The organism is Propionivibrio soli, assembly GCF_025770765.1.
In the GTDB taxonomy this organism is placed as follows: Bacteria; Pseudomonadota; Gammaproteobacteria; order Burkholderiales; family Rhodocyclaceae; genus Propionivibrio; species Propionivibrio soli.
The window spans coordinates 227,659-247,432 of record NZ_JANZKY010000004.1 but is presented as its reverse complement, the minus strand read 5'-3'; the positions used below and the strand labels follow the sequence as shown (position 1 = coordinate 247,432).

Annotated in this window: 21 protein-coding genes; 15 read left to right on the top strand and 6 right to left on the bottom strand. The window is 61.5% G+C overall.

Features of this window, described 5'->3' with window-relative positions:
* Nucleotides 1-157 precede the first annotated feature (157 nt).
* The 11 genes from ku to NZ453_RS06240 all read left to right on the top strand — a co-directional run bounded on the left by ku (nt 158) and on the right by NZ453_RS06240 (nt 9,529).
* On the top strand, nt 158-1,099 hold the full coding sequence (gene ku, locus NZ453_RS06290; protein WP_263769602.1) for a non-homologous end joining protein Ku: 942 nt from the start codon (nt 158-160) through the stop codon (nt 1,097-1,099).
* A 27-nt stretch (nt 1,100-1,126) separates the two neighbouring features.
* Complete coding sequence (gene ligD / locus NZ453_RS06285) at nt 1,127-3,877, top strand: DNA ligase D (protein ID WP_338051145.1); 2,751 nt, start codon at nt 1,127-1,129, stop codon at nt 3,875-3,877.
* 206 nt (nt 3,878-4,083) lie between these two features.
* Nucleotides 4,084-4,320, top strand: coding sequence for a hypothetical protein (locus NZ453_RS06280; protein ID WP_263769600.1), 237 nt, complete (start codon nt 4,084-4,086; stop codon nt 4,318-4,320).
* Nucleotides 4,321-4,490: 170 nt separating this feature from the next.
* Entirely contained in the window at nt 4,491-5,123 is a 633-nt protein-coding gene (locus NZ453_RS06275; RefSeq protein ID WP_263769599.1) for a LysE family translocator, read from the top strand.
* Between the two features lie 52 nt (nt 5,124-5,175).
* The gene (locus NZ453_RS06270) at nt 5,176-5,883 is read left to right on the top strand and encodes an HAD family hydrolase (protein WP_263769598.1); all 708 of its coding nucleotides are present in this window, start codon (nt 5,176-5,178) and stop codon (nt 5,881-5,883) included.
* A gap of 181 nt (nt 5,884-6,064) precedes the next feature.
* Entirely contained in the window at nt 6,065-6,442 is a 378-nt protein-coding gene (locus NZ453_RS06265) for a cupin domain-containing protein (protein ID WP_263769597.1), read from the top strand.
* A gap of 3 nt (nt 6,443-6,445) precedes the next feature.
* Nucleotides 6,446-7,009 (top strand): DUF3592 domain-containing protein, encoded by a 564-nt coding sequence (locus NZ453_RS06260; RefSeq protein WP_263769596.1) that lies wholly within the window; start codon nt 6,446-6,448, stop codon nt 7,007-7,009.
* A gap of 55 nt (nt 7,010-7,064) precedes the next feature.
* A complete protein-coding gene (locus NZ453_RS06255) occupies nt 7,065-7,496 on the top strand; it encodes a GFA family protein (RefSeq protein WP_263769595.1) in 432 nt (143 codons plus the stop codon).
* A 27-nt stretch (nt 7,497-7,523) separates the two neighbouring features.
* Nucleotides 7,524-8,231, top strand: coding sequence for a biosynthetic peptidoglycan transglycosylase (locus tag NZ453_RS06250; RefSeq protein WP_263769594.1), 708 nt, complete (start codon nt 7,524-7,526; stop codon nt 8,229-8,231).
* A gap of 79 nt (nt 8,232-8,310) precedes the next feature.
* Nucleotides 8,311-8,979, top strand: coding sequence for a signal peptidase I (lepB, locus tag NZ453_RS06245; protein ID WP_263769593.1), 669 nt, complete (start codon nt 8,311-8,313; stop codon nt 8,977-8,979).
* Nucleotides 8,980-9,016: 37 nt separating this feature from the next.
* Nucleotides 9,017-9,529 (top strand): DUF1648 domain-containing protein, encoded by a 513-nt coding sequence (locus tag NZ453_RS06240; RefSeq protein WP_263769592.1) that lies wholly within the window; start codon nt 9,017-9,019, stop codon nt 9,527-9,529.
* A gap of 42 nt (nt 9,530-9,571) precedes the next feature.
* On the opposite strand, the gene NZ453_RS06235 is transcribed toward NZ453_RS06240, so the two are convergent.
* Genes NZ453_RS06235 through NZ453_RS06220 form a run of 4 tightly spaced genes read right to left on the bottom strand, consistent with a single transcriptional unit; the run spans nt 9,572 to nt 13,951 of the window.
* Nucleotides 9,572-10,336, bottom strand: a complete 765-nt coding sequence (locus NZ453_RS06235) for an N-formylglutamate amidohydrolase (protein WP_263769591.1) — start codon at nt 10,334-10,336, stop codon at nt 9,572-9,574.
* A gap of 41 nt (nt 10,337-10,377) precedes the next feature.
* Complete coding sequence (locus NZ453_RS06230) at nt 10,378-11,712, bottom strand: carboxylate-amine ligase (protein WP_263769590.1); 1,335 nt, start codon at nt 11,710-11,712, stop codon at nt 10,378-10,380.
* Nucleotides 11,709-13,187, bottom strand: a complete 1,479-nt coding sequence (locus NZ453_RS06225) for a RimK family protein (protein ID WP_263769589.1) — start codon at nt 13,185-13,187, stop codon at nt 11,709-11,711. Before NZ453_RS06225 ends, NZ453_RS06230 begins: the two co-directional genes overlap by 4 nt.
* A complete protein-coding gene (locus NZ453_RS06220) occupies nt 13,184-13,951 on the bottom strand; it encodes a cysteine peptidase family C39 domain-containing protein (RefSeq protein ID WP_263769588.1) in 768 nt (255 codons plus the stop codon). Before NZ453_RS06220 ends, NZ453_RS06225 begins: the two co-directional genes overlap by 4 nt.
* A gap of 524 nt (nt 13,952-14,475) precedes the next feature.
* On the opposite strand from NZ453_RS06220, the gene NZ453_RS06215 reads away from it, so the two are divergent.
* The 4 genes from NZ453_RS06215 (at nt 14,476) to NZ453_RS06200 (ending at nt 17,157) form a co-directional block, all read left to right on the top strand.
* A complete protein-coding gene (locus NZ453_RS06215; RefSeq protein ID WP_263769587.1) occupies nt 14,476-14,637 on the top strand; it encodes a DUF1328 domain-containing protein in 162 nt (53 codons plus the stop codon).
* The gene (locus NZ453_RS06210; protein ID WP_263769586.1) at nt 14,634-15,074 is read left to right on the top strand and encodes a BON domain-containing protein; all 441 of its coding nucleotides are present in this window, start codon (nt 14,634-14,636) and stop codon (nt 15,072-15,074) included. The genes NZ453_RS06215 and NZ453_RS06210 overlap by 4 nt, the downstream gene beginning before the upstream one ends.
* Before the next feature lie 13 nt (nt 15,075-15,087).
* Nucleotides 15,088-16,689 (top strand): phospholipase D-like domain-containing protein, encoded by a 1,602-nt coding sequence (locus NZ453_RS06205; RefSeq protein ID WP_263769585.1) that lies wholly within the window; start codon nt 15,088-15,090, stop codon nt 16,687-16,689.
* Nucleotides 16,690-16,983: 294 nt separating this feature from the next.
* Nucleotides 16,984-17,157 (top strand): DUF1328 family protein, encoded by a 174-nt coding sequence (locus tag NZ453_RS06200; RefSeq protein ID WP_263769584.1) that lies wholly within the window; start codon nt 16,984-16,986, stop codon nt 17,155-17,157.
* Between the two features lie 86 nt (nt 17,158-17,243).
* On the opposite strand, the gene NZ453_RS06195 is transcribed toward NZ453_RS06200, so the two are convergent.
* Entirely contained in the window at nt 17,244-17,711 is a 468-nt protein-coding gene (locus tag NZ453_RS06195; RefSeq protein WP_263769583.1) for a hypothetical protein, read from the bottom strand.
* 419 nt (nt 17,712-18,130) lie between these two features.
* Nucleotides 18,131-19,630 (bottom strand): NAD(P)/FAD-dependent oxidoreductase, encoded by a 1,500-nt coding sequence (locus NZ453_RS06190; protein ID WP_263769582.1) that lies wholly within the window; start codon nt 19,628-19,630, stop codon nt 18,131-18,133.
* Between the last annotated feature and the right edge of the window lie 144 nt (nt 19,631-19,774).

Sequence of the window (19,774 nt, the reverse complement as noted above, 5' to 3'; positions counted from 1 at the left end):
CGGTTTGGCACGCACGCGCTGCCCAAAACGGGCCGTGTCCGAGCCACCGCCCCAACAACTTACGCAATCACGGTATCGCGTTTGGTTCTGCCGGCGGACGTAGACAACCTGACCCGTTGTCCGCCAACACGCTTCATCAACAATCGGAAAGAGGCCGATGGCACGCACGATCTGGAAAGGCGCGGTCAGCTTCGGGCTAGTGCATATCCCGGTTTCGCTGATGCCGGCGACGGTTCAGCGCGGCATCGACTTTGATTGGCTCGACAAGCGCACGCTGGACCCGGTTGGCTACAAGCGCATCAACAAAGCGACAGGCGAGGAAATCGAAAGCGAGAACATCGTGCGCGGCGTCGAGTTCGAGAAAGACCGCTACGTTGTCCTGAGCGAAGAGGAAATCCGAGCGGCCTATCCCGAGTCCACACAAACCGTGGATATCGTCGCGTTCGTCAAGGCGCAGGATATCCCGATGCTTTACCTGGACACCCCCTACTATCTGGCACCCGAGCGGCGCGGCGGCAAGGCGTACGCGCTGCTCCGGCGAGCACTTGAGGAAACCGGGCGCCTCGCGCTGGCCAATGTCGTCATGCATACCAAACAACACCTGGCGGTTGTCGTGCCTCTCGGTGACGTGCTCGTGCTCAATACGCTGCGCTGGGGCAACGAGGTACGCTCCGTGGATGAGATCGATCTTGGAGAAGACGCTATCGACCCGCGTTTCGGCGCACGCGAACTCGACATGGCGCGACGGCTCGTTGAGGAAATGAGCGAGGACTGGGAACCGGCGCAATACCGGGAGGAGTTTACCGAGAAGATCATGGCGCTTGTCGAACGCAAGGCCCAGCAGGGAAAACTCGAGACGGTCGGCCCCGTGGAAAAGGCGCCGGAGGAGGGGGCCGAGATCATCAATCTGGCAGAGCTCCTCAAGCGCAGCTTGGGCAAGAAGGCGCAGAAAACCAACGGCGAGTCGGTGGACGAAGAGAGTCGCGCGACACCACCACAGCATTCCCGCTCCGCGCCGAAAAAACGCAGCAGCGGGCGTGCCGCGCGACCGGAAGCCGGAACCGATACGCCGGCATCGCGCCGGCGCAAGGCCGGCTGATGACGCGGACCCTGTGCCGGGCAGCCCATGGACATGGAGAAACGAGCGACACGTTCCCGTAATCGGGCAAAACAGCCGGCTGGCGATCCGGCTCGACATCCTTATCCTTCTGCTTCGACTATCAAGGAAACGCTCGGCGAGTACGCCCGGAAACGTGACTTCTCGCTGACGCCCGAGCCGGCAGGAGCCAGTGATAGGAAGCGATCTGCGCGCGGGCGAGGGAAAAGCGCGGGGTTGCAATTCGTCGTACAGAAACATGCCGCGCGCCGGCTGCACTACGATTTCCGGCTCGAACTCGATGGCGCGCTCAAGAGCTGGGCCGTGCCGAAAGGACCATCCCTCGACCCGACGGTCAAGCGGCTCGCGGTACACGTTGAAGACCACCCGATCGCTTACGCCGGATTCGAAGGGCGCATCCCCGAAGGGGAGTACGGCGCCGGCGAGGTGATCGTCTGGGACCACGGCCGCTGGCATCCGCTCGACGCCGACCCGAGCGCCGCGTACCGGGAAGGAAAACTCAAGTTCACCCTCGATGGCGAGAAGTTGCGCGGCGGCTGGACGTTGGTGCGTACACGTCTGCCCGCCAGTGGTGGCAAGGAACAGTGGCTGCTGCTCAAGGAAAACGACGCGGAGGCACGCACCGAAGACGACTATGATCTGACGCTGGAGCGCCCCGAGAGCGTGCTTGCACAGTCGTCGACCAAAACGCCGCGGGCCAGTCGCGCGAAAACAAGTGCTCCGACTGAGGACAAAAGCGCGGCTTCGGGAGACCGCAAACAGACGAAGGGTGCTGCTGGTGCGAACGCGGACGCTGCCATGCTCAAGGGTGCGCGCGCCGGTAAGCTGCCGATGCGCCTATCGCCGCAGCTCGCCACCCTGGTGCAAGAGCCGCCAGCGGGCGATTGGCGCTATGAGGTGAAGTTCGACGGTTACCGGATGCTGGCACGTGTCGATGGCGATGATGTACGCATCTTCACCCGCAATGGGCTCGACTGGTCAGAGAAAGTGAAACCGCTCGTTGTCGCTGTGCGCAATCTGGGCCTCGATTCGGCATGGCTGGATGGCGAAGTGGTGGTGATCGACGAGCAGGGCTTGCCTGATTTCCAGTCACTGCAGAACGCCTTCGAGGAGCAGCGTGCCGGCGACCTCGTCTATTGCCTGTTCGATCTGCCGTATTTCAGCGGGCTCGATTTGCGCGCGACACCAATCGAGCAGCGACGTGCGCTGCTGCGCGCCGTTCTTGAACGCCGCTCTGACGATGCCTTGCGTTTTTCCGAAGACATTTCGGCGGCGGGCGATGCGGTGCTCGAAACGGCGTGCTCGCTCAGACTCGAAGGGGTCATCGGCAAGCGCGCGGGGAGCGCCTACGTATCCAAGCGCAGCACGGATTGGATCAAGCTCAAGTGCAAGCGACGGCAAGAGTTTGTGATCGGTGGTTACTCCAGTCCGCAAGGGTCGCGCAGTAGTTTTGGATCGCTCCTGCTCGGCGTTTATGAGGATGGCGATTCCAAGAAAGCGGGAGGAGGGAAGCGCCGCCTCCGATACGTCGGCCGGGTTGGCGCGGGTTTCACCGATACGAGCTTGAAGTCGTTGCACTCGCGCATGCAAGAGCTGGTGAGCGCTGCGCCCCCATTCGCCGACCCACCGAAGGGCAGCGAGGCACGAGGTGTAACTTGGGTTCATCCCGAACTCCTGTGCGAGATCGAATTCGGTTCGTGGACGCGCGAAGGAAAGATCCGCCACGCCACGTTCCGAGGCCTGCGCGAGGACAAACCGGCACAGTCGGCAGAACGCGAACAGGCCGTGCAGGTGCCCTCACAAAAACCCGCGTACCCGGAGTCGGCTGAATCGGGGCCTCCAAAGAAACGTGCCACATCGCCAACGCGCGCCCGTGACGGCAGCACTGAAGTGGCCGGCGTACGCATTAGCCATCCCGACCGTGTAATCGACGTGACGACTGGGCTGACCAAACTCGGTCTCGCAGAGTTCTACCGCAGCATCGCCTCGCGGCTGCTGCCGCACCTTGTCAATCGTCCGGTGGCGTTTCTGCGTATCCCAGACGGCATCGAAGGCGAGCACATCTTCCAGCGCCACGCGGGAACGCTGTCGATTCCGGGAATTCGCCTGCGCGGGCCGGATGACGAGCTATTGATGGAAGTCGGAAATATCGAAGAGCTTCTCAGTGCCGTCCAGATGGGTGCTATCGAGTTCCACACCTGGAATGCGACCGGCGATGCGCTCGACAACCCCGACCGCCTGATCTTCGATCTCGACCCCGATCCCTCGTTGCCTTGGCCGCGCGTCCTCGAAGGAACGCAGCTTGTTCTCGCGCTGCTCGACGAGCTCGGCCTACGGCCGTTTCTCAAAACCAGCGGTGGCAAGGGGCTGCACGTCGTAGTGCCGATTGCTCCCGAGCGCGACTGGGTTTTTGCCAAGGCTTTCTGCAAAGCGGTGTCCTCGCACCTTGCGCGGCAGTTACCCGACCGTTTCTCGGCTCGCATGGGCCCGCAAAATCGCGTCGGCAAGATTTTCGTCGACTATTTGCGCAACCAGAAAGGCGGCACCACGGTTTCCGCCTACTCGGTCCGGGCGAGGCCGGGGCTCGGCGTCTCCGTTCCCATCGCCCGCGATGAACTCGAGAGGCTAGCCGGAGCGTCCGTGTGGACCGTGCAAAATCTTGCCGAACGGCTCAAGACTCGTATGCACGACCCATGGGAAGGTTATGCCAACGACCAGTCCTTGACCGACGAGATGGCCAAGCGACTGGGTATGAAGTAGGTCGGTCGCTATGCCGTGTCGCGCAGAAACTAGTGACGGAAGAGCCAACAGCGCCGCGACTCGATTCCCGTGCGGACGTAGGTGAGCGGGCGCGGCCCGAGAAGAAAGCGCCGCTGCAAGTTGCGGTAATTTCGGGGCCGGCGAACAGGATCTGGTCGCGCGAATCCTCATCGAGATATTTGGGGAAGCGGATAAGCGGTGGCGACGTGAGCAGTTGGCACGCCTTGTGCGAGACGATTTCCGCCTTGACGAAGCGCAGCGAGGCCATCGACGCGTCGATCGGGCTGGCGTTTGCCATGTTGGCGAACGGCCACGTAGACGCCAGGATGAAGCGGGCGCGGGTAACGGTTGCGAGATTCAACGCATCGCTTTCCGTGAACACGAAAACACCGACCGCTTTCCTCACTCCGGCAGCAACCGGTTCGCGAGTCACGTCGCCCTAGCACCGATGGGGCGTTCTCGCCTTGTTTGCGCAGATCGAGTTCGGCGAACGGGCTCGTGACACCGGTCTTTTCCGGCGCCGAAAGAATGTAGTCCACGAAATGCGGCCAGGTCTTCTCGTTGCCGATGCCTCCGGGCGATAATTCCGACAGTCGTTTGCGGAGGAAACGTTATGGAATGGGTGCCTTTTGATGTGCTGTTGACGTTCTCGGCGGCCGCGTTCGCGATTGTCGTCATTCCGGGGCCGACGATCCTGCTCGTGACAGGTTACGCGCTTTCTTCCGGGCGCCGAGCGGCGCTGCTTTGCATACTCGGTGTTTGCCTTGGCGATATCTCGGCGATGACGCTTACCTTCCTGGGGCTGGGCGCCGTGCTCGCGGCCTCGGCGACGCTCTTTTCGATCCTCAAATGGTGCGGCGCCGCCTACCTCGTCTTTCTCGGCATCCAGTTATGGCGTGTTCAGCCTGAAGGTCCCGAGAGCACGGTTCGGAAAGATACTCGGCCGCTGAAGATCGTCGCGCGCGCTTTCACGGCGAACATCCTGCACCCGAAAGGCCTCGCCTTTTACGCGGCGTTCATGCCGCAATTCATTGACTCAGCCTACCCGGCCGGGCCGCAGATGCTGATCCTCGGCGCCGCTTTCGCGTCCATCGCCTGCCTGGTTCTTCTGGTGTATGCGCTGGCGGCGGGGCGCTTCCGCGCCGCGGCCGAGCGGCCTGCCGCAAGGCGGCTTTTCAACCGGTCAGGTGCGTGTTGCCTGATCGGGGCCGGGGTATATACCGCATCGCTGACGGGGCGAAACTGAAATCGTCGTCGAATCTTCACACAATCCAGAAGTCACCGAGACCCCCACATATATGATGTTCCGCGGCGCGCTTTTCGACATGGACGGCCTGCTCATCGATTCCGAGCGGTCGATCATGAGCGCCTGGTTGAGCGCGGCGGAACAACTCGGTGTCGCTTTCTCCGAACATCACTACACAGCGGTCGTCGGGCGCTCCTCGGCAGAGTCGGATGCGATCATGATCGAAGCCTTCGGTGGCATCGACTCGTTCGAGTTGGCGCGGCTGACGGTCGAGAAACGGCTCATTGCGCTGTGCGCCTCCACCGGCTTTGCGGTGAAAGCTGGCGTCAAAAGCCTGTTGGCCACGCTCGTGGAACGCGGCGTCCCTTGCGCCGTGGCTTCGTCGTCGTCCTTTGCGGAAATCGAGGAACGCCTGCATATGGCCGGCATTCTTCACTTCTTCAGCTCGGTTGCAGGAGGCGACGAGGTTCCCCGTGGCAAACCAGACCCGGCGGTTTACCTCCTCGCTGCGCGCCGCCTTGGCATTCCTGCGACGGAGTGCTTGGCCTTCGAAGACAGTCATTTCGGCGCCCGCGCAGCGCTCGCTGCCGGCGCCCGGCTCGTTATCGTCCCGGACCTTTTGCGGCCGACGGCCGAACTCGCCTCGAACTGCGTAACCGTGCTCGACTCGCTTGAGGAGGCGCTTCCGTTCGTCGATACGTGGTTTGGGCCACGAAGAACGGAATGGCCTACTGCGCGCGATTTATTCCCCAGTAGGTGAGCTTTTGCAGTCGACGCGAGGTTTTTCATACGGTCCCACCGGCGCTGGCGCCGCCAACCGACGATCTGGCGCTCAGTAGCGGGGCGCATCGTTGACAACGATAGCTTTCCTAGGAATGCTGTTTGAATTTATCGTACACAGAGCAGTCGTTATCGGAGGTTGCATTGGGAAGAATCCCGAAATGATTCCGGGAGTCATTGTTTGTGATCCGGCATCCGAGCATCTGATCGACGAGGGGTGTTACATCACCGAGTGGTCGAACAGCGACCGGGATGCCGCGTTGTCAGTCGCTCGCGCGAGGGTTCGCCCAGGAACGGCGACCCGGTGGCATCGCCTTCAGGGAACGACGGAGCGATACGTGGTACTCGCGGGGGAGGGCGTGGTTGAAGTTGGCGATCTTTCACCGCACATCGTGCGGGCGGGCGACGTTGTTCTCATTCCGCCAGGTTGCCGCCAGCGGATTACGAATCCCTGGACGGACGATCTCGTTTTCCTTGCGCTATGCACACCGCGCTTTATACCCAGCGCGTACGAGGATGCCGAGCCTGAAACGGACTGACGGATGATGCCTCCTGCTATTGACTTGGCTTTGCTTTCACGCTGGTCGGCCAACTTGAAAACCCTTCTCGGCGTCGTCTTCTCCGTTTTCTGCATCTCGGTTGGGACGGTGATCCTGGCCATCAGTCTGTCGATCCTGCTGGAAGCCCGGGCCAGCCGGACTTGGCCTGCGGCAGAGGGCGTGGTCGATCTGTCGGAAACGGTGTTCAATTCCAGTCACCGTGGCTACTCACAAGAGGTCAAATATCATTTCATCGTCGGCGGCGTGCGCTACGAAGGGTCAAGGCTTGATTACAACAAGCGCTCGACACGGACGAAAACCGAGTCGGAGGAGATGCTTTCGGCATTCCGGAAAGGAGCGCAGGTTCGCGTCTATTTCGACCCGAAAGCGCCTGAGCGGAACGCACTGATCCCGGGGCCAGAGCCGATGACGTACGTGCCGCCGTTCATGGGTACGTTCTCGATCATCTTCGGTCTGGTTTTCCTGCTCGTTACGCTGTTTCGTATGCGTCCCGACGAACCCTCAGCCGCCTGCCGGAATGCCTCTGCCATGGGCGAGGGCATGTGATGGGAACTCTCACGCCCGTTTCACAAACGGGCAAGCTTGGATGCAGGTATTGCGCATGATAGGAAAATGCCTCTGTGGTGAGGTCGCGTTCGAAATCCTCGGTTCGATCCCTCGCTTGTACCAGTGCCATTGTTCGCTATGCCGAAAGCAGAGCGGTACTGCCTCGAATGCCGCAACCATCGTCGGGGCGCGCAAATTCCGCTGGTTGAACGGCGAGCAGGCGATTTCATCCTGGTGCAAGGATAGCGGCTTCCGTTCCGATTTTTGTGCCACCTGCGGGTCACCGGTACCAAACCCGCTGCGAGGTTTGCCGTACTATTGGATTCCCGTCGGTCTTCTCGAGACGGATGCGCCGCTCCGGTTCGCCGCGCAGTTGCATCTTGCGTCCAGGGCGTCCTGGGACGCCTGCGATGGCGACGGGTTGTACTACGATTCGATGCCCGACTTGAGCGCTTTCCTCGAACTGCTCGGTTCGGACGTTCCTTGATTGAATACACTCCCGACTAGATCTGCCATGCGCTTTGTTCGTTTGCTTCGTGTGCTTGCCGTCGCGCTTATCCTGTTCTGCATTCCTGTGGTTTTGTATTACGCCTGGGAGGTTGGCCGAGCCCGGCAGTTCACCGAGGATACGGTCCTGCCCGCCGCACGGGCGGCGCACTATCCGATCTCGGTGTCCGATCTGACGCCACATCGGCTCGACATCCTGCTCAAGGTCGAGGATCCGCGCTTTTTCCAGCACCGCGGCGTCGATCTTTCCACACCGGGCGCCGGCATCACAACGATTACCCAGGCGCTCGTCAAGCAACTCTATTTCGAGAAGTTCTCGCCCGGTATTGCAAAGATCAGACAAACCTTGATTGCCGGCTTCGCGTTGGACCCTCTGATGCCGAAGGAAGAACAACTCCGCCTGTTCCTGAACACCGCTTACCTCGGGCGCGACGTAAAAGGTTTCGAGCAGGCGGCGCACACCTATTTCGACAAATCCTTCCGGGAACTGACTGACGACGAGTACACGTCGATCGTCGCGATGCTCATTGCGCCGGAAGTTTTCAACGTGCGCACGGCGCCGGCGCTGAATGCCGAGCGGGTTGTCCGCATACGCAAGCTGGTTAGCGGCGAATACGTACCGCGCGGCCTTTTCGACTTGTACTACGGGCCCATCGACCCCGCGGCGCGCAAGGATTTGCCGCCGCTTTCCTATTTTGACCGCTATTACCATTAAGCTACCGAACGGTTTGCTGAATGAAGAGCCGCCGCGAGCCAGTGAGGTAGAAACAACAGAGCCAGTGACTGGAGGAAAAATGAGGAAATGGATCAGAAGCAATCGTGGATTTGTCGCGTTCATGCTCGGCTTCGGCATCTTCCGGCTGGCCGTCGCCGACTGGAATCCGATTCCCTCCGAATCGATGCGGCCGAGCGTGCTGGAGGGCGACGTGGTTTTCGTCGATCGTCTCGCGTATGACCTTAAGATGCCGCTGACCGACGTGGTTGTGCTGAGCACCGGCAAACCAAAGCGGGGCGACGTGGTGGTTTTTTCGTCGCCCAAGGACGGTACCCGATTGATCAAGCGGATCGTCGGCTTGCCGGGCGACTTGGTGGAAATGCGCGACGAAGTGCTGTTCATCAACGGGACGGCCGCCCGCTACACCGAACCTGAATCCGGGCAGGAGCGTGTCGAACCGGGCGTCGAGGTACCGGCGTTGCGTGTGACGGAAACGATCGAACAACGCGCCCACCGCATGCAGATTCTTGAAGGAGTCCAAGCGCGTAATACCTTTAGCCCGGTGCGGGTGCCGGAAGCGCACTACTTGATGCTCGGAGACAATCGCGACAACAGCGCCGATTCGCGCTACTTTGGGCTCGTGCCGCGCCACCGGCTGATCGGGCGGGCGACGCGCATCCTGGTTTCGGCAGACATCACGGGGCACTGGCAGCCGCGCTGGAACCGCTTCGGCCAGTCGATCGATTAGCGGTCAGCTGAAGACGCTTTCTAGGGGGGCGCTGATTATGGGCAGGTCGACGAGATCGTTCACAGCGCTCCTTTTGGCAGCGCTCGTCGCCGGCGTTTTCGTCTTTGTCACGTCCGCTGGGCTGCCGGAAATCGTCGCCTCGCATTTCGGCGCCGGCGGCGCGGCCGACGGCTTCATGCCGCGCCAGACTTACCGCGTGTTCATGATCGGGGTGACGGTTGGAGTTCCGCTCCTGCTCGTCATCGCGGGGCATTCCGTGCGCGCCGTGCCGGTGGGAATGATCAATTTGCCCAACCGCGATTTTTGGCTCGCGCCAGATCGCCGAGCGGAGACCATTACCTATCTCACCACCCGTTCCTCATGGCTGGGGGTAATGGTAGCGGCATTCATGTGCTACGTTCACTGGCTGGTATTGCAGGCAAATCGACATACGCCGCCCCGTCTGTCCGAAGACTTTCTGTTTGGGGGGCTCGGAATTTTCGCTCTTCTGCTGGTCGCTTGGGCCGTGCTATTCATCCGGCATTTCCGACGCCCCGCAGGGCAAGCTTGATGCGCTGCAACTCAATGCTGGAAAAACGACTTCTTTGGAATTCTACGCAGCTGCGTGGGGATGTCCGTTGAGGCCAACCTCATGGGCGTCAAGCATTTCGGCCGCCTCCACCAATGCGGAAACGATACTCCGCCGCAAGGTTTGCCAAGGGGTACCACCAGCGGTTGCATGGCGCTGGTTAACTTCGAGTTCGACGCCCAGGTAAAGGTTACCGGGATGCCGGCGGCGGAGCCAGGTACATAAGCCGTCCGAGCGACCGGCATACGGATAGTTGCGGCGTAGACGGATATCCGGCAAACGCTGGCGCAACGCCGCGATCCAATGCAGGCAGAAAACACGTTCGGTCTCCCGCGTGGGATCGTAGAGAAAGCCCACATCGGCATTCCGCTCTTGTTCGTCGAGCACCGGCGTGAAGCTGTGGCTCGATAGGTGGACCACGCGAAACCCTTGCTCCAGCAATGTGCCGACCTGTCGCTCAACGCGCTGGCGATAGGGAAGGTAGTAGCGGGCCATGATTTCCTCACGCGCCGCAAGCGGCAAGGGGCGGGTGACCTCCGAGTAGAGACGCGGATGGCCGGGGGAACGGTTAAGGTCGATCAGCAGCCGGCTCGTTGTCGCCAGTACGGTCGGCGCGCCGAGCGAGGCGGCCAGTTCGCGAGCCAGACGCAACGCTCCCGGGTCGTAGCCGCGATGGCTCCTCAAGAGCGCTTGGTGGCTCGCAAAGAGGGCGCGGTAAGGCGCCGGCACGCGGTTGCCACCGTGTTCGCAGGTGACGAGAAAACGTGAGGGGCGGCCAGTGGTCGGCATCGTTGCGACGATCAGGAACGCGCTATACGCGAACGGCGTTATCAGCCGGTGGCCAGGAACATCGCGTCATCGCGTAAGCATTCGCATAACCGCGCGTAGACAGGGCGCAGCCGGCCAGGATCGCCGTCGAGCGCTTCCGAAAGGCGTCGCGCCAGAGGGCCGTGCGCACGGATCACGGTCAGCGCGGGCAACCAGGTGCGATCGAGAAGACCGTCAGCGAGAAAGGCATCGATCAAGGTCGACCACAGCTTGCTGGCAGCGCAGGGTTTGCCGCCGAGACCGAGCCGCGATAGGTAAAGCTCGTCGTCGATGATTGCGTGTTCGGCGTCACGTGTACAACGTTCCAGCAAGGTCACCAAGGAATCGGTTGGCAGCGGGTTCTCCAGTTGTGCGTCCGTCATGTCGTCATAAAGACGACGCACGAGCGCCGCCGTCGCCGCTGCAACGGCAAGGTTGGACGTCGTGGATTCCTGAACGTCGAGCAGTCGGACTTCGATCGCATGGCGCGCAAATCGGGGAACGGCGGCGCGCGCGTCGACCCATTCCTGACTGAGCGCGCCGGCGTCCGGGCCGAGCACGTCGTCGAACGAGGTGATTTCGTTCAGCATCGGCACCAGAATGTGTTCGCGATACTCCGTGGGCGAGCGACTGGGCTCGGGAATCCCTTTACCCATCGAGGTCGGAATGCGGGCTTGATGCTTGCGGTAGGCTTCCACACGGTAGTCCATGAATCCGGTCGCTTTGCCGTCGACCCACGGTGAGCTTGCGGCGAGCGCGGGTAGGATCGGTAAAACGAGCCGGACGGCGGCATGCAGCCGGGCGAATTCCGCATCGTCGGCAAACGGTAGATTGAGATGCACGCTTTGCAGGTTGGACCATCCATGGCGGCGGCAATCGAAAATGCGGTCGAAGCTGCGATAGATCTCGGCATGGTCATGCGGCCAAAGCTGCGTTTCGCGGCGCGGGTCCATCCATGGGTGCACGCCGCCGGGCATCAGGCAGGCGTCGAGGGCTTCGAGGCGATCGTTGATCGTGCGCACTTCATCCTGAAAAGCGCCGACCAGCGTGGTCATATCCGGCACGGGGCGGATGTTCTTCAACTCGAGCACGTGCAGCGCTAGTTCGTTGGACCAGCCGATGTTTCCGTGTTCGACGTCATTGGTCGGGCTCCCTTCGGGATCGGTCAGGAGCTGGTCGGCGATAGGCTGCACGTCGAGTGTCGCGCGGTTGACGATCATGTACTCGATTTCTATGCCATAGCCTGCGAAGGCCGGAAGCAAGGCGAGGCGCGGCGTCGGCCGCTGCTCGATATGTCCTCGGTCTTGCGAGGAAGCGGTGGGGACCGTCGCGTCCATCTCGTTGTCACGTCCGTTCATGATATTTCACCACCTGGGCTGCCGCCCTTGAGCCGGCGCCGGAAAACCGCCATGACTTCGCGGTAGAGAGCATCCTTGAGGACGGCATCCTCATTGCCTGCGTCGACGTTCGGGTTGTCGTTGACCTCGATGACGCAACAGCGCGTCGACGTCTGTTTGATGTCCACGCCGTAAAATCCGTCACCGATGAGGTTAGCGGCTTCGAGCGCGATACGTACGACCTCCTGCGGTGCTTCGCCGACCGCAAGGGCTTCGGTCCTTCCCTCGCTGCGCCCATACATGCCGTTGTGATCGATGATCTGCCAATGGCCGTGTGCCATGTAATATTTGCAGACAAAAATAACGCGCCGATCGAGAATGCCGACGCGCCAGTCGAACTCGGTCGGAAGCCATTCCTGGGCCACGATCAACTCGGATTTTTCCAGCAACCCGTTGACCGTCTTGCGCAACTCGTCCTCGCTCTCGACCTTGTCGACGCCCACCGAAAACGAGCTGTCGGGTTGCTTCAGAACACACGGCAAGGCGAGCAGCGGCACAATATGCTCGATGTTGCCGCGGTGGATGACCAGCGTTCGGGGAACGGGCAAGTTGTGGTGCGCCAACAGCTCCGCGAGATAGACCTTGTTGTTGCATTTGAGGATCGATTCGGGGTCGTCGATGACGACGAGCCCTTCACCTTCGGCGCGGCGTGCAAAGCGATACGTGTAGTGATGCACGAAGGTCGTATCGCGGATGAACAGGGCGTCGAACTCCGGGAGACGTTCGAAATCTTCCTCCGTGATCAGCTCCGCATGCATGCCGAGTTCATTCGCGGCGGCGACGAATTTCTGCAGCGCTTCCTCGTTCGACGGCACGTTGGCGCCCTGCGGATTGTGCAGAATGGCCAACTCGAAGCGGTGGCGGCCATTCCCGTTGCCCGGTTTGTTGCGGCCGGCGAAATAGCTGAGTCCGGACCCCACGGCGAAGTGCCGATGATCTTCGGGAAGCTCCATGATGCCGAGCAGGCGTACCCCGCAGGTCTGCCAGTGGCCGCCGGAGCGTTCGAACGTGGCGCGGAACAGCGGCGCACGCAGAAGCGAGAACAACTGACTGGCGAGGACGTCATAGCGTTGCGCAAGGTTGCGCCCAAAATAGACGCTGAGTTCGAAATGATCGGACTTCAATGGTGCCAGCGTCTGGTCCACGAGCTGTGAAAGCTGCGCCGTAAGGACTTGCACCAGGTTGTGCGACTGCAAGTCCTCGATGGTGCCGGCCCGTGGCCACGGCTTGTGGCCGCGCGCGTCGGCGAGCAGCGAAACGTAGTAGCCGAGGCTCTGGTAATCGTAGGAACGGCAAAGGTTGAACACCCGGGCGCTGCGGTCTTCGCCGTACGCCGGTTCGGTCAGGTAACTACGGGCTGGAACGATGGTGAGGCCGGCTTCGTCTGCGGCCGGGGGCCAGTCGTCGGGATCATCGACGACGATCAGGGTGCTCATTCGACCTCCATGGTGTTGTCGCCGTTTACGTTGAATTCGCGCCGATCATCCTTGCGTGGGGATATGACGAGTAGGTTGGCGTCGTGCGTCATGATGCCGAGCATCACCGCATTGAACACGCGGTCCATGCGTATCCAGTAGTCCCGGCTTGTCCCATAGGGATGCGGGCCATAGGGATCGGCGACGAGCAGCTTACGTTCCGGACGGTCGTAGCCGGCGATGACCACGAAGTGGCCGGATGGTGTCCCGCGCAGATCGTCGGCAATGTCGAGCGGGCCGAACTCGCGCGCCGTTCGGTACAGGAACGTTGAACTCACCCCCGTGATGATCGGATGGCGGCGGCGCAACAGACCGCGCACCAGCGGCGGCGAGAGATCCGTAAACCGGAGTTTGCCGCCAAGGCGAAGGAATTCGAGATATCCGTCCGTCGCGTAGGTCAGCCGGCGGTCGCGTTTCCATTCACGTTGCGCATGCAACCGCTCCGCAATATCGACGTCCGTCCGTTTGCGGAACCACGTCGGGTCGAAAACGTTGATGTTGAAGGTGTAGATGGTCGCCGAGTACCCATGCAGCAACGCGTCGCAGGCCAGGAACACGGCAAAGGTGCCGCCGTGCCGCAGCGAGCGTGTGCGCCCGATGACCGTTTCCAGCGACGCATCGCTTCCCCAATAGCGATACACCGCGTGCAGGCACGTCGGGCCGCAGGTCGTCTCGGTCGGCTGCGGCAGCATGCTGAGTGGCAAATGCAGTGAACTGGGCAGCATCGTCTTTTCAGAATGGTCGAGAGCGTCGGATGGTCCGCGCGCCGGGGCGGCTTTGTTGAGTTGTTCCGCCAGCGGAGCGCGCTGCCGGCTTAGGGATGTGCCAAGGCTCCTGCCGGGGCAGGAGCGCGTGTAGCGCGGCATGCGGCGGGACAGGCGTCCTGTCTCTCGGGGCGCCCCTCTTCTCAGTGCGAAGTCGCAAGATCAATAAGAAACACCGCGTCCGTGGCAAATGTCTTCCAAAAAACGGAAGCCGAGACCTGATGGTGAGGATTTCTCAGCCAGTCGGCTTTGGAACTCGCCGGGCAGCTTTCGTGCCCGCGAGAGGGCCGATTCAGGCTCGTAGCGTCTGGTCGCTCGCGGTAACTCGGAAGTTATTCCTTTTGTTGCACTTGTACCCTTTGGCCGCCGTCGCGGAACGTGAGAAAACGGCGCGAAGCTCTCGGGGAGCGGGATTGGGGGCGACGGCACGCGGCTTGCCAGGCGTGGGCGTCGGGGTGGAGCAACCACGTGAAAAAGGAGATGCCATGCTTTACTACGCTGGAGTATTTCTTGTCATCGCCATCGTCGCCGCACTGTTCGGCTTTGGCGGTATCGCGGCAAGCGCGGCTGGGATCGCGAAGATTCTGTTCTACGTGTTCCTCATTTTCGCGCTCGTTTCCTTCATTCTTAGCCTGATGAGACGATGAGCGGAGCGACTTCATTGTGTTTGGCCGACGGCCCGGCCGCATTCTCTTGCCCGGCGGAAGCTTCGCCGGGCGTTCATCGCGGACTCGGGATCGTCGTTGCCTTGTGGCTCGTCTTTGCCGCCTGGGGACTCGCGGCATGCAACAAGGCGCCGGAAGCGCCTCCAACCGATGTCGCCGTCCTCAAAGATCCGCCGCCGGCGGGTGGCAAAGAAGTGGGAGACGACATCCTTCCTTCGCGCATCAAACAGGCTTTGTCCGCGGACAAATCTGTTGATGCAACGGCTGTTTCCGTCTCGGTGGATAACGGGCATGTCACGTTGAACGGCACAGTCGCGGCCGATCAAATCACGCGCATCGACACCATCGTGCGCGGTGTGACAGGGGTAAAGGAAGTGATCAACGCGCTGCGCCCGACGATGCCCGCCGCCTCGACCTGATATCCACTCTGCCATGTCGCCAGCCGCATGCAATTCGGTCTACTTCGGCCGTTGGGCAGGCGGCTTTTTTCTGAGATTCCGCCTGCGCCGTAATTGCGTGGCGGTGCTCGCCGGACTGGCACTTACGGCCTGCGCTTTGCCGCCCGCCGAGTCGGTTGATCTCACGAGAGCGCCGGCGCCGAGCAGCCGGACGGCCAATGTTCTCCTCGAAGATGAACAGGGACCCTTGACGCCGGAGCGTACGGCGGCGGCCTTGCGTCAACTGGATCCGGAAGGAGAGAACGGGCTTCTTGCGCAGCATCTGCGGCATGTACAGGAGTCGATCACCGAGCCTGTTTCACTTGGCAATGACGCCCGACTCTTGATCGATGGTCCACAAACGCAGCGCGAGATGCTGCGCGCGATTTCGCAAGCCCGGTCGAACATCGATCTCGAGACCTATATTCTCGAAGCGGAGGGAATGGGCGAACGCCTTGCTGCCATTCTCGAGGCCAAGCGTTCCAAAGGCGTACGGGCCCGCATCCTCTACGACGGCGTCGGTTCGCTCTCGACTCCGGACGAGTTTTTCGATCGCCTGCGTTCAGCGGGTGTCGAGGTTTGCGAATTCAATCCGGTCACCGCAACGCGCCTCAAGCAGGACGAACGTCTGAGCATCAACAACCGGGACCACCGCAAGCTGCTGATCGTGGACAACAAGGTGGCGTTCACGGGTGGAATCAACATCAGTGCGGTCTATAGCAGCTCATCCTTTTCCCGTCAAAAGAAGGCGCCAACGCGCGAATCGGGTTGGCGCGACACACATGTCCTGGTACGTGGGCCCGTCGTCGGTCAATTCAACGGGTTGTTCGACGCGATGTGGCAGCAGCAGGGGTGCGACGAAGCTCAGGCCGGCGTCCAGAACAACGCCGAGAGCGGGTCCGGCGTTGATCGCACGGGACCTCTTCCCGTCGCCGCAGCCTCTGAACGCACTGCGCCCGGAGGCCGAAAGAACGGCGCATGGCCGCCCTCGGCACGCAAGGTTGGCGAGCGCCGGGCTCGGTTAGCCGAAAAGCCCGAGCGGGCCGGAACCATGGCGATCCGCCTTGTCGCCGCCGATCCGGCGAGCCAGCGTAGCGAGCAGTACATTGCGCTTCTCTCGGCCATGGAGCACGCGCGGCAGCGAATCTGGCTCACCTACGGTTATTTCGTCCCGGACAAGCGCGTACTGCAGACCTTGATGGATGCCGCCCGACGTGGCGTGGACGTACGGCTGATGCTGCCCGGCTTCAGTGACTTCTGGGCACCGTTCCATGCCGGCCGCTCGAATTACGACGATCTGCTGGCCGCCGGCGTTCGCCTGTTCGAGCGCCGCGACGCTTTGCTGCACGCGAAAACCGCCGTCATCGACGGCGTTTGGTCGAGCGTCGGCTCGACCAATCTCGATTGGCGCAGCTTCGTGCATAACTACGAGGCTGACGTTCTCATACTTGATCGCCGTTTTGCGGGTGAGCTGGAGAAACTCTTCATGATGGACGAGGGCGCCGCGCATGAAGTGGATGCGCGCGAGTGGCACGAAAGGCCAGTCGGAACGCGGCTGATGGAATGGTTCGCGCGTCGCTGGGCTTACTACCTCTAGTCGTTTTTTGTGCCAAAGGAATGCAGCCCGGAGTGTTAGGACCCGGGCATACGCTTTGCCAAAGTAGCGCGCTGGTCGAACGCGGATGTCTCGTCGTTCGGAGTAGGTGTGCTTCGCGGCTGCGCCGGGTTCCGAGCTTTCGTGCGTTGTGCGGACGACGTGGCGAAATCCCGGCCCCGGTGCAGTACGGGAAGCCAGCCCAAGTGCCGGTTACGGCAACCGCAGACCGACGACGATGGCACTCAGAACGGAGCTGCACCGAGGTCGCGAACAACAAAGAGAGGAGTGCGTTTCATGATCAAGCTGGCTATTGTCCTGTTCGTCATCTCGGTGATCGCCGGGATGCTGGGCTTCACCAAGCTGGCCGCCGGTGCTGCCGGCTTGGCCAAGTTCGTTTTCTTCACCGCGCTGATCATTTTCCTGATCGTACTCGTTTTCGGTGTTTTCCTCGGCAAACTCGTCTTTTGACGGCTTGCGAAGGGATGCCCGGACGCCGTGGCGCAGGGCTCCGTCGATTTGAGGACGGAGCGGTCGGGGCCAGATAGAAGGTCAGATTAGTGTTGGCCGTGCGGTGATGACCGGTGCCACGTCCTGCGCCGTCCGGTCACCGTGCGCGACGGGGTACGAGGAGGCGATCGGTCGGGGCCGGCGATGGCTTCGCCCGGGCGCGGCTGACTTGGCGAACTCTTCGGCTTTGCTGGTTCCTCCGCATGGGCTCTGCCCATCAGCAGCCGGTTTGCTTCACGTTCCTGACGCGCGAGTTCGATGGCGGCAGATAGCGCCTCGATGCTGGAGGAAGGGACCTTCAGCCGCATACCCTCGGCCCGCGCAAGACGAGCCGCGAGCAGTTCGTCGCCGACGATCCGTTGCAGGCGTGCCGCAAGCTTGCGGCGCCGCTTCACATATTTGATCCGCGCCTCGCGGCGCGCCTTCTGTTCCATTCGCTTCTTGCGAAGGATGTACAGATGCGTCATGACGGCGCCGAGGCACATGAAGGGAAGGGCAATGATCCAGGCAGACATGGTGGGTCCGATCGCTTAAGAGATGGATAGCGGCCTTTCAGGTTTGAGAGAAAAGAAGTCTGGTTTTCCTAATAACGCCAATTTCTTGTTATACCAATCTATAAGACAGACGTGTTCGAGCAAGACGGCTGAGTATGCCACCTCATTTTGGAAATATACAGACGTATTGAACAATAAATATTGTTTTTGTTATGAGGAGTGTGTTGTTGTGTGGTGCTTTAACTGTCAGCAGAAATTCTGTCCTGAGCCAGATCGGTAGATGGCGCGACGGAAGCGCTTGAGAGAGGGAATCAGAGAGTTAGGCAAACAAGCGGTTTCCTCGCCGAAACCCGCAGGTTTGGGGCTGGACGTAGCTAACCTACTAACCAGCGATTGGCCAGCAAGCCTCGGGAATCTGGGCGCCAGGAGCCGTGGGACCGTCAGTGCAGTTTCACCCGCGGTTGAGAGCGGCGCGAAAGCCACTGGCCGACCGTCATCAAGGCTGTACGTACGGTGCCGAGCAGGAGGTTCAGGTGACGTCGGTAGAGCGCCCAATAGGTGAGGCGGGCAAGGCGTCCTTGGATCGTGACGTCGCGGCCGCGCGTCGACACCTTGCCGATCGCCTCGTCGCCTCCGAGCGAAACGATGCTGCCCCGCTCATGGTATGTGAATTCGAGCAACGGTTTCCCTGCCAGACGGCGCGGTAGCGATTGAGCGAGCAACTGCGCCTGCTGGCTGGCGGCTTGTGCGGTCGGGGGTGGAGGACGAGTGCCCTCTGGAGCAATGCAATTGGAGCAGTCGCCCATGGCGAAAATGTCCTCGTCCCTCGTGGTCTGTAACGTGCGGCGGACGATGAGCTGACCGAGCCGATTAGTCTCCAGATCGCCGAGCGTTTTGAGAATGCTCTGTCCCTGAATCCCGGCCGCCCATACCGTCAAATCGGCGTCGATGCGCTCACCTCCGGCGAGTACGACCCCCCCGGCATCCACCGATTCGACCTTCTGCCCGACGCGGACGGCGATTCCCCGCTGCTCCAGATCCTCATGTACTCGACGTGCCACTTCTTCCGGCAAGGCGCCGAGCAGGCGAGGGGCGAGTTCGGTGAGAGTAATGTGAACCGGGCGACGGAGTTCCTTGAGCTCGACGCCGTACGAGGCGATCACATCGACCGCGCTGGAGAGTTCAGCGGCCAATTCGACACCCGTCGCGCCGCCGCCGACGATCACCACGCGTACGGGGGCTGCGGAGACCATTTCGGAACGGGCGCAGAGCGCCAGCAGGCGGCGGTGGAAGCGTTGCGCGTCGTCCTTGTCGTTGAGCGAATGCGCATATTCACGCACGCCCGGCGTATTGAAATCATTGTCGATGGCACCGATTGCGATCACCAGCGTGTCGTAAGTGAGTGATCGGTGCGGGGCGACTTCCATACCGTCGTCGCCAACCAACGGTGCCAGCCAGATTTCCTTGCGTTTGCGGTCGATTGCTTCCAGGCGGCCCAACTGGAAACGGAAGCGATGATCTCGGGCCTGCTGCAAGTAGTCGAATTCGTTCTCGTGCGGCCCCAATGTACCGGCGGCGACTTCATGCAACAGCGGTTTCCAGAGGTGAGTTAACGCAAGGTCGACGAGGACGATCTCTGCCTCCTCATGCCGCCCGAGGTCGTCTCCGAGCCGCGCGGCAAGTTCAAGACCGCCGGCGCCACCGCCGACGATCACGATGCGGTGGCGCGGGCCGGGATGCTTGAGCGCGTCCGCCGGCACGATGGACGGATCGATATCCTCGTCCCGTCGGTTGTCTTTCCTGTCATCGCCCGCCGTGGCGCGATTGCGCATTGCTCCGGGCGACCCGGAGTCCGCCACATGTCCCTGTTGCGGCACGTAAATCGGCAGAGGCAACGTGAGCGGGTGGGCGATAGAGCGGAACGGCGTGGGGGTTGGCATGAGGCACCTGAAGTCATGAATGGGAACGGGCAATCGGCCGCATGTGATCCGCGGAAACGCGGAAAACAAGAGTGAAAACATGGGGAGGGCAACTCCGTCCTGCCAGTTATTGCAAACCCCGTTCCCGCTCGCCAAACGCTTGTG

Excerpts from the sequence above, each read along its gene's own strand:
- NZ453_RS06260 (WP_263769596.1), top strand. The coding sequence starts at position 6,446 with ATGATGCCTCCTGCTATTGACTTGGCTTTGCTTTCACGCTGGTCGGCC.
- NZ453_RS06200 (WP_263769584.1), top strand. The coding sequence starts at position 16,984 with ATGATCAAGCTGGCTATTGTCCTGTTCGTCATCTCGGTGATCGCCGGG.
- NZ453_RS06265 (WP_263769597.1), top strand. The coding sequence starts at position 6,065 with ATGATTCCGGGAGTCATTGTTTGTGATCCGGCATCCGAGCATCTGATC.
- NZ453_RS06230 (WP_263769590.1), bottom strand. The coding sequence starts at position 11,712 with ATGAACGGACGTGACAACGAGATGGACGCGACGGTCCCCACCGCTTCC.
- NZ453_RS06240 (WP_263769592.1), top strand. The coding sequence starts at position 9,017 with ATGGGCAGGTCGACGAGATCGTTCACAGCGCTCCTTTTGGCAGCGCTC.
- NZ453_RS06210 (WP_263769586.1), top strand. The coding sequence starts at position 14,634 with ATGAGCGGAGCGACTTCATTGTGTTTGGCCGACGGCCCGGCCGCATTC.
- NZ453_RS06215 (WP_263769587.1), top strand. The coding sequence starts at position 14,476 with ATGCTTTACTACGCTGGAGTATTTCTTGTCATCGCCATCGTCGCCGCA.
- NZ453_RS06275 (WP_263769599.1), top strand. The coding sequence starts at position 4,491 with ATGGAATGGGTGCCTTTTGATGTGCTGTTGACGTTCTCGGCGGCCGCG.
- NZ453_RS06235 (WP_263769591.1), bottom strand. The coding sequence starts at position 10,336 with ATGCCGACCACTGGCCGCCCCTCACGTTTTCTCGTCACCTGCGAACAC.
- NZ453_RS06205 (WP_263769585.1), top strand. The coding sequence starts at position 15,088 with ATGTCGCCAGCCGCATGCAATTCGGTCTACTTCGGCCGTTGGGCAGGC.
- lepB (WP_263769593.1), top strand. The coding sequence starts at position 8,311 with ATGAGGAAATGGATCAGAAGCAATCGTGGATTTGTCGCGTTCATGCTC.
- ku (WP_263769602.1), top strand. The coding sequence starts at position 158 with ATGGCACGCACGATCTGGAAAGGCGCGGTCAGCTTCGGGCTAGTGCAT.
- NZ453_RS06255 (WP_263769595.1), top strand. The coding sequence starts at position 7,065 with ATGATAGGAAAATGCCTCTGTGGTGAGGTCGCGTTCGAAATCCTCGGT.
- ligD (WP_338051145.1), top strand. The coding sequence starts at position 1,127 with ATGGACATGGAGAAACGAGCGACACGTTCCCGTAATCGGGCAAAACAG.
- NZ453_RS06250 (WP_263769594.1), top strand. The coding sequence starts at position 7,524 with ATGCGCTTTGTTCGTTTGCTTCGTGTGCTTGCCGTCGCGCTTATCCTG.
- NZ453_RS06270 (WP_263769598.1), top strand. The coding sequence starts at position 5,176 with ATGATGTTCCGCGGCGCGCTTTTCGACATGGACGGCCTGCTCATCGAT.
- NZ453_RS06195 (WP_263769583.1), bottom strand. The coding sequence starts at position 17,711 with ATGTCTGCCTGGATCATTGCCCTTCCCTTCATGTGCCTCGGCGCCGTC.
- NZ453_RS06225 (WP_263769589.1), bottom strand. The coding sequence starts at position 13,187 with ATGAGCACCCTGATCGTCGTCGATGATCCCGACGACTGGCCCCCGGCC.
- NZ453_RS06190 (WP_263769582.1), bottom strand. The coding sequence starts at position 19,630 with ATGCCAACCCCCACGCCGTTCCGCTCTATCGCCCACCCGCTCACGTTG.
- NZ453_RS06220 (WP_263769588.1), bottom strand. The coding sequence starts at position 13,951 with ATGCTGCCCAGTTCACTGCATTTGCCACTCAGCATGCTGCCGCAGCCG.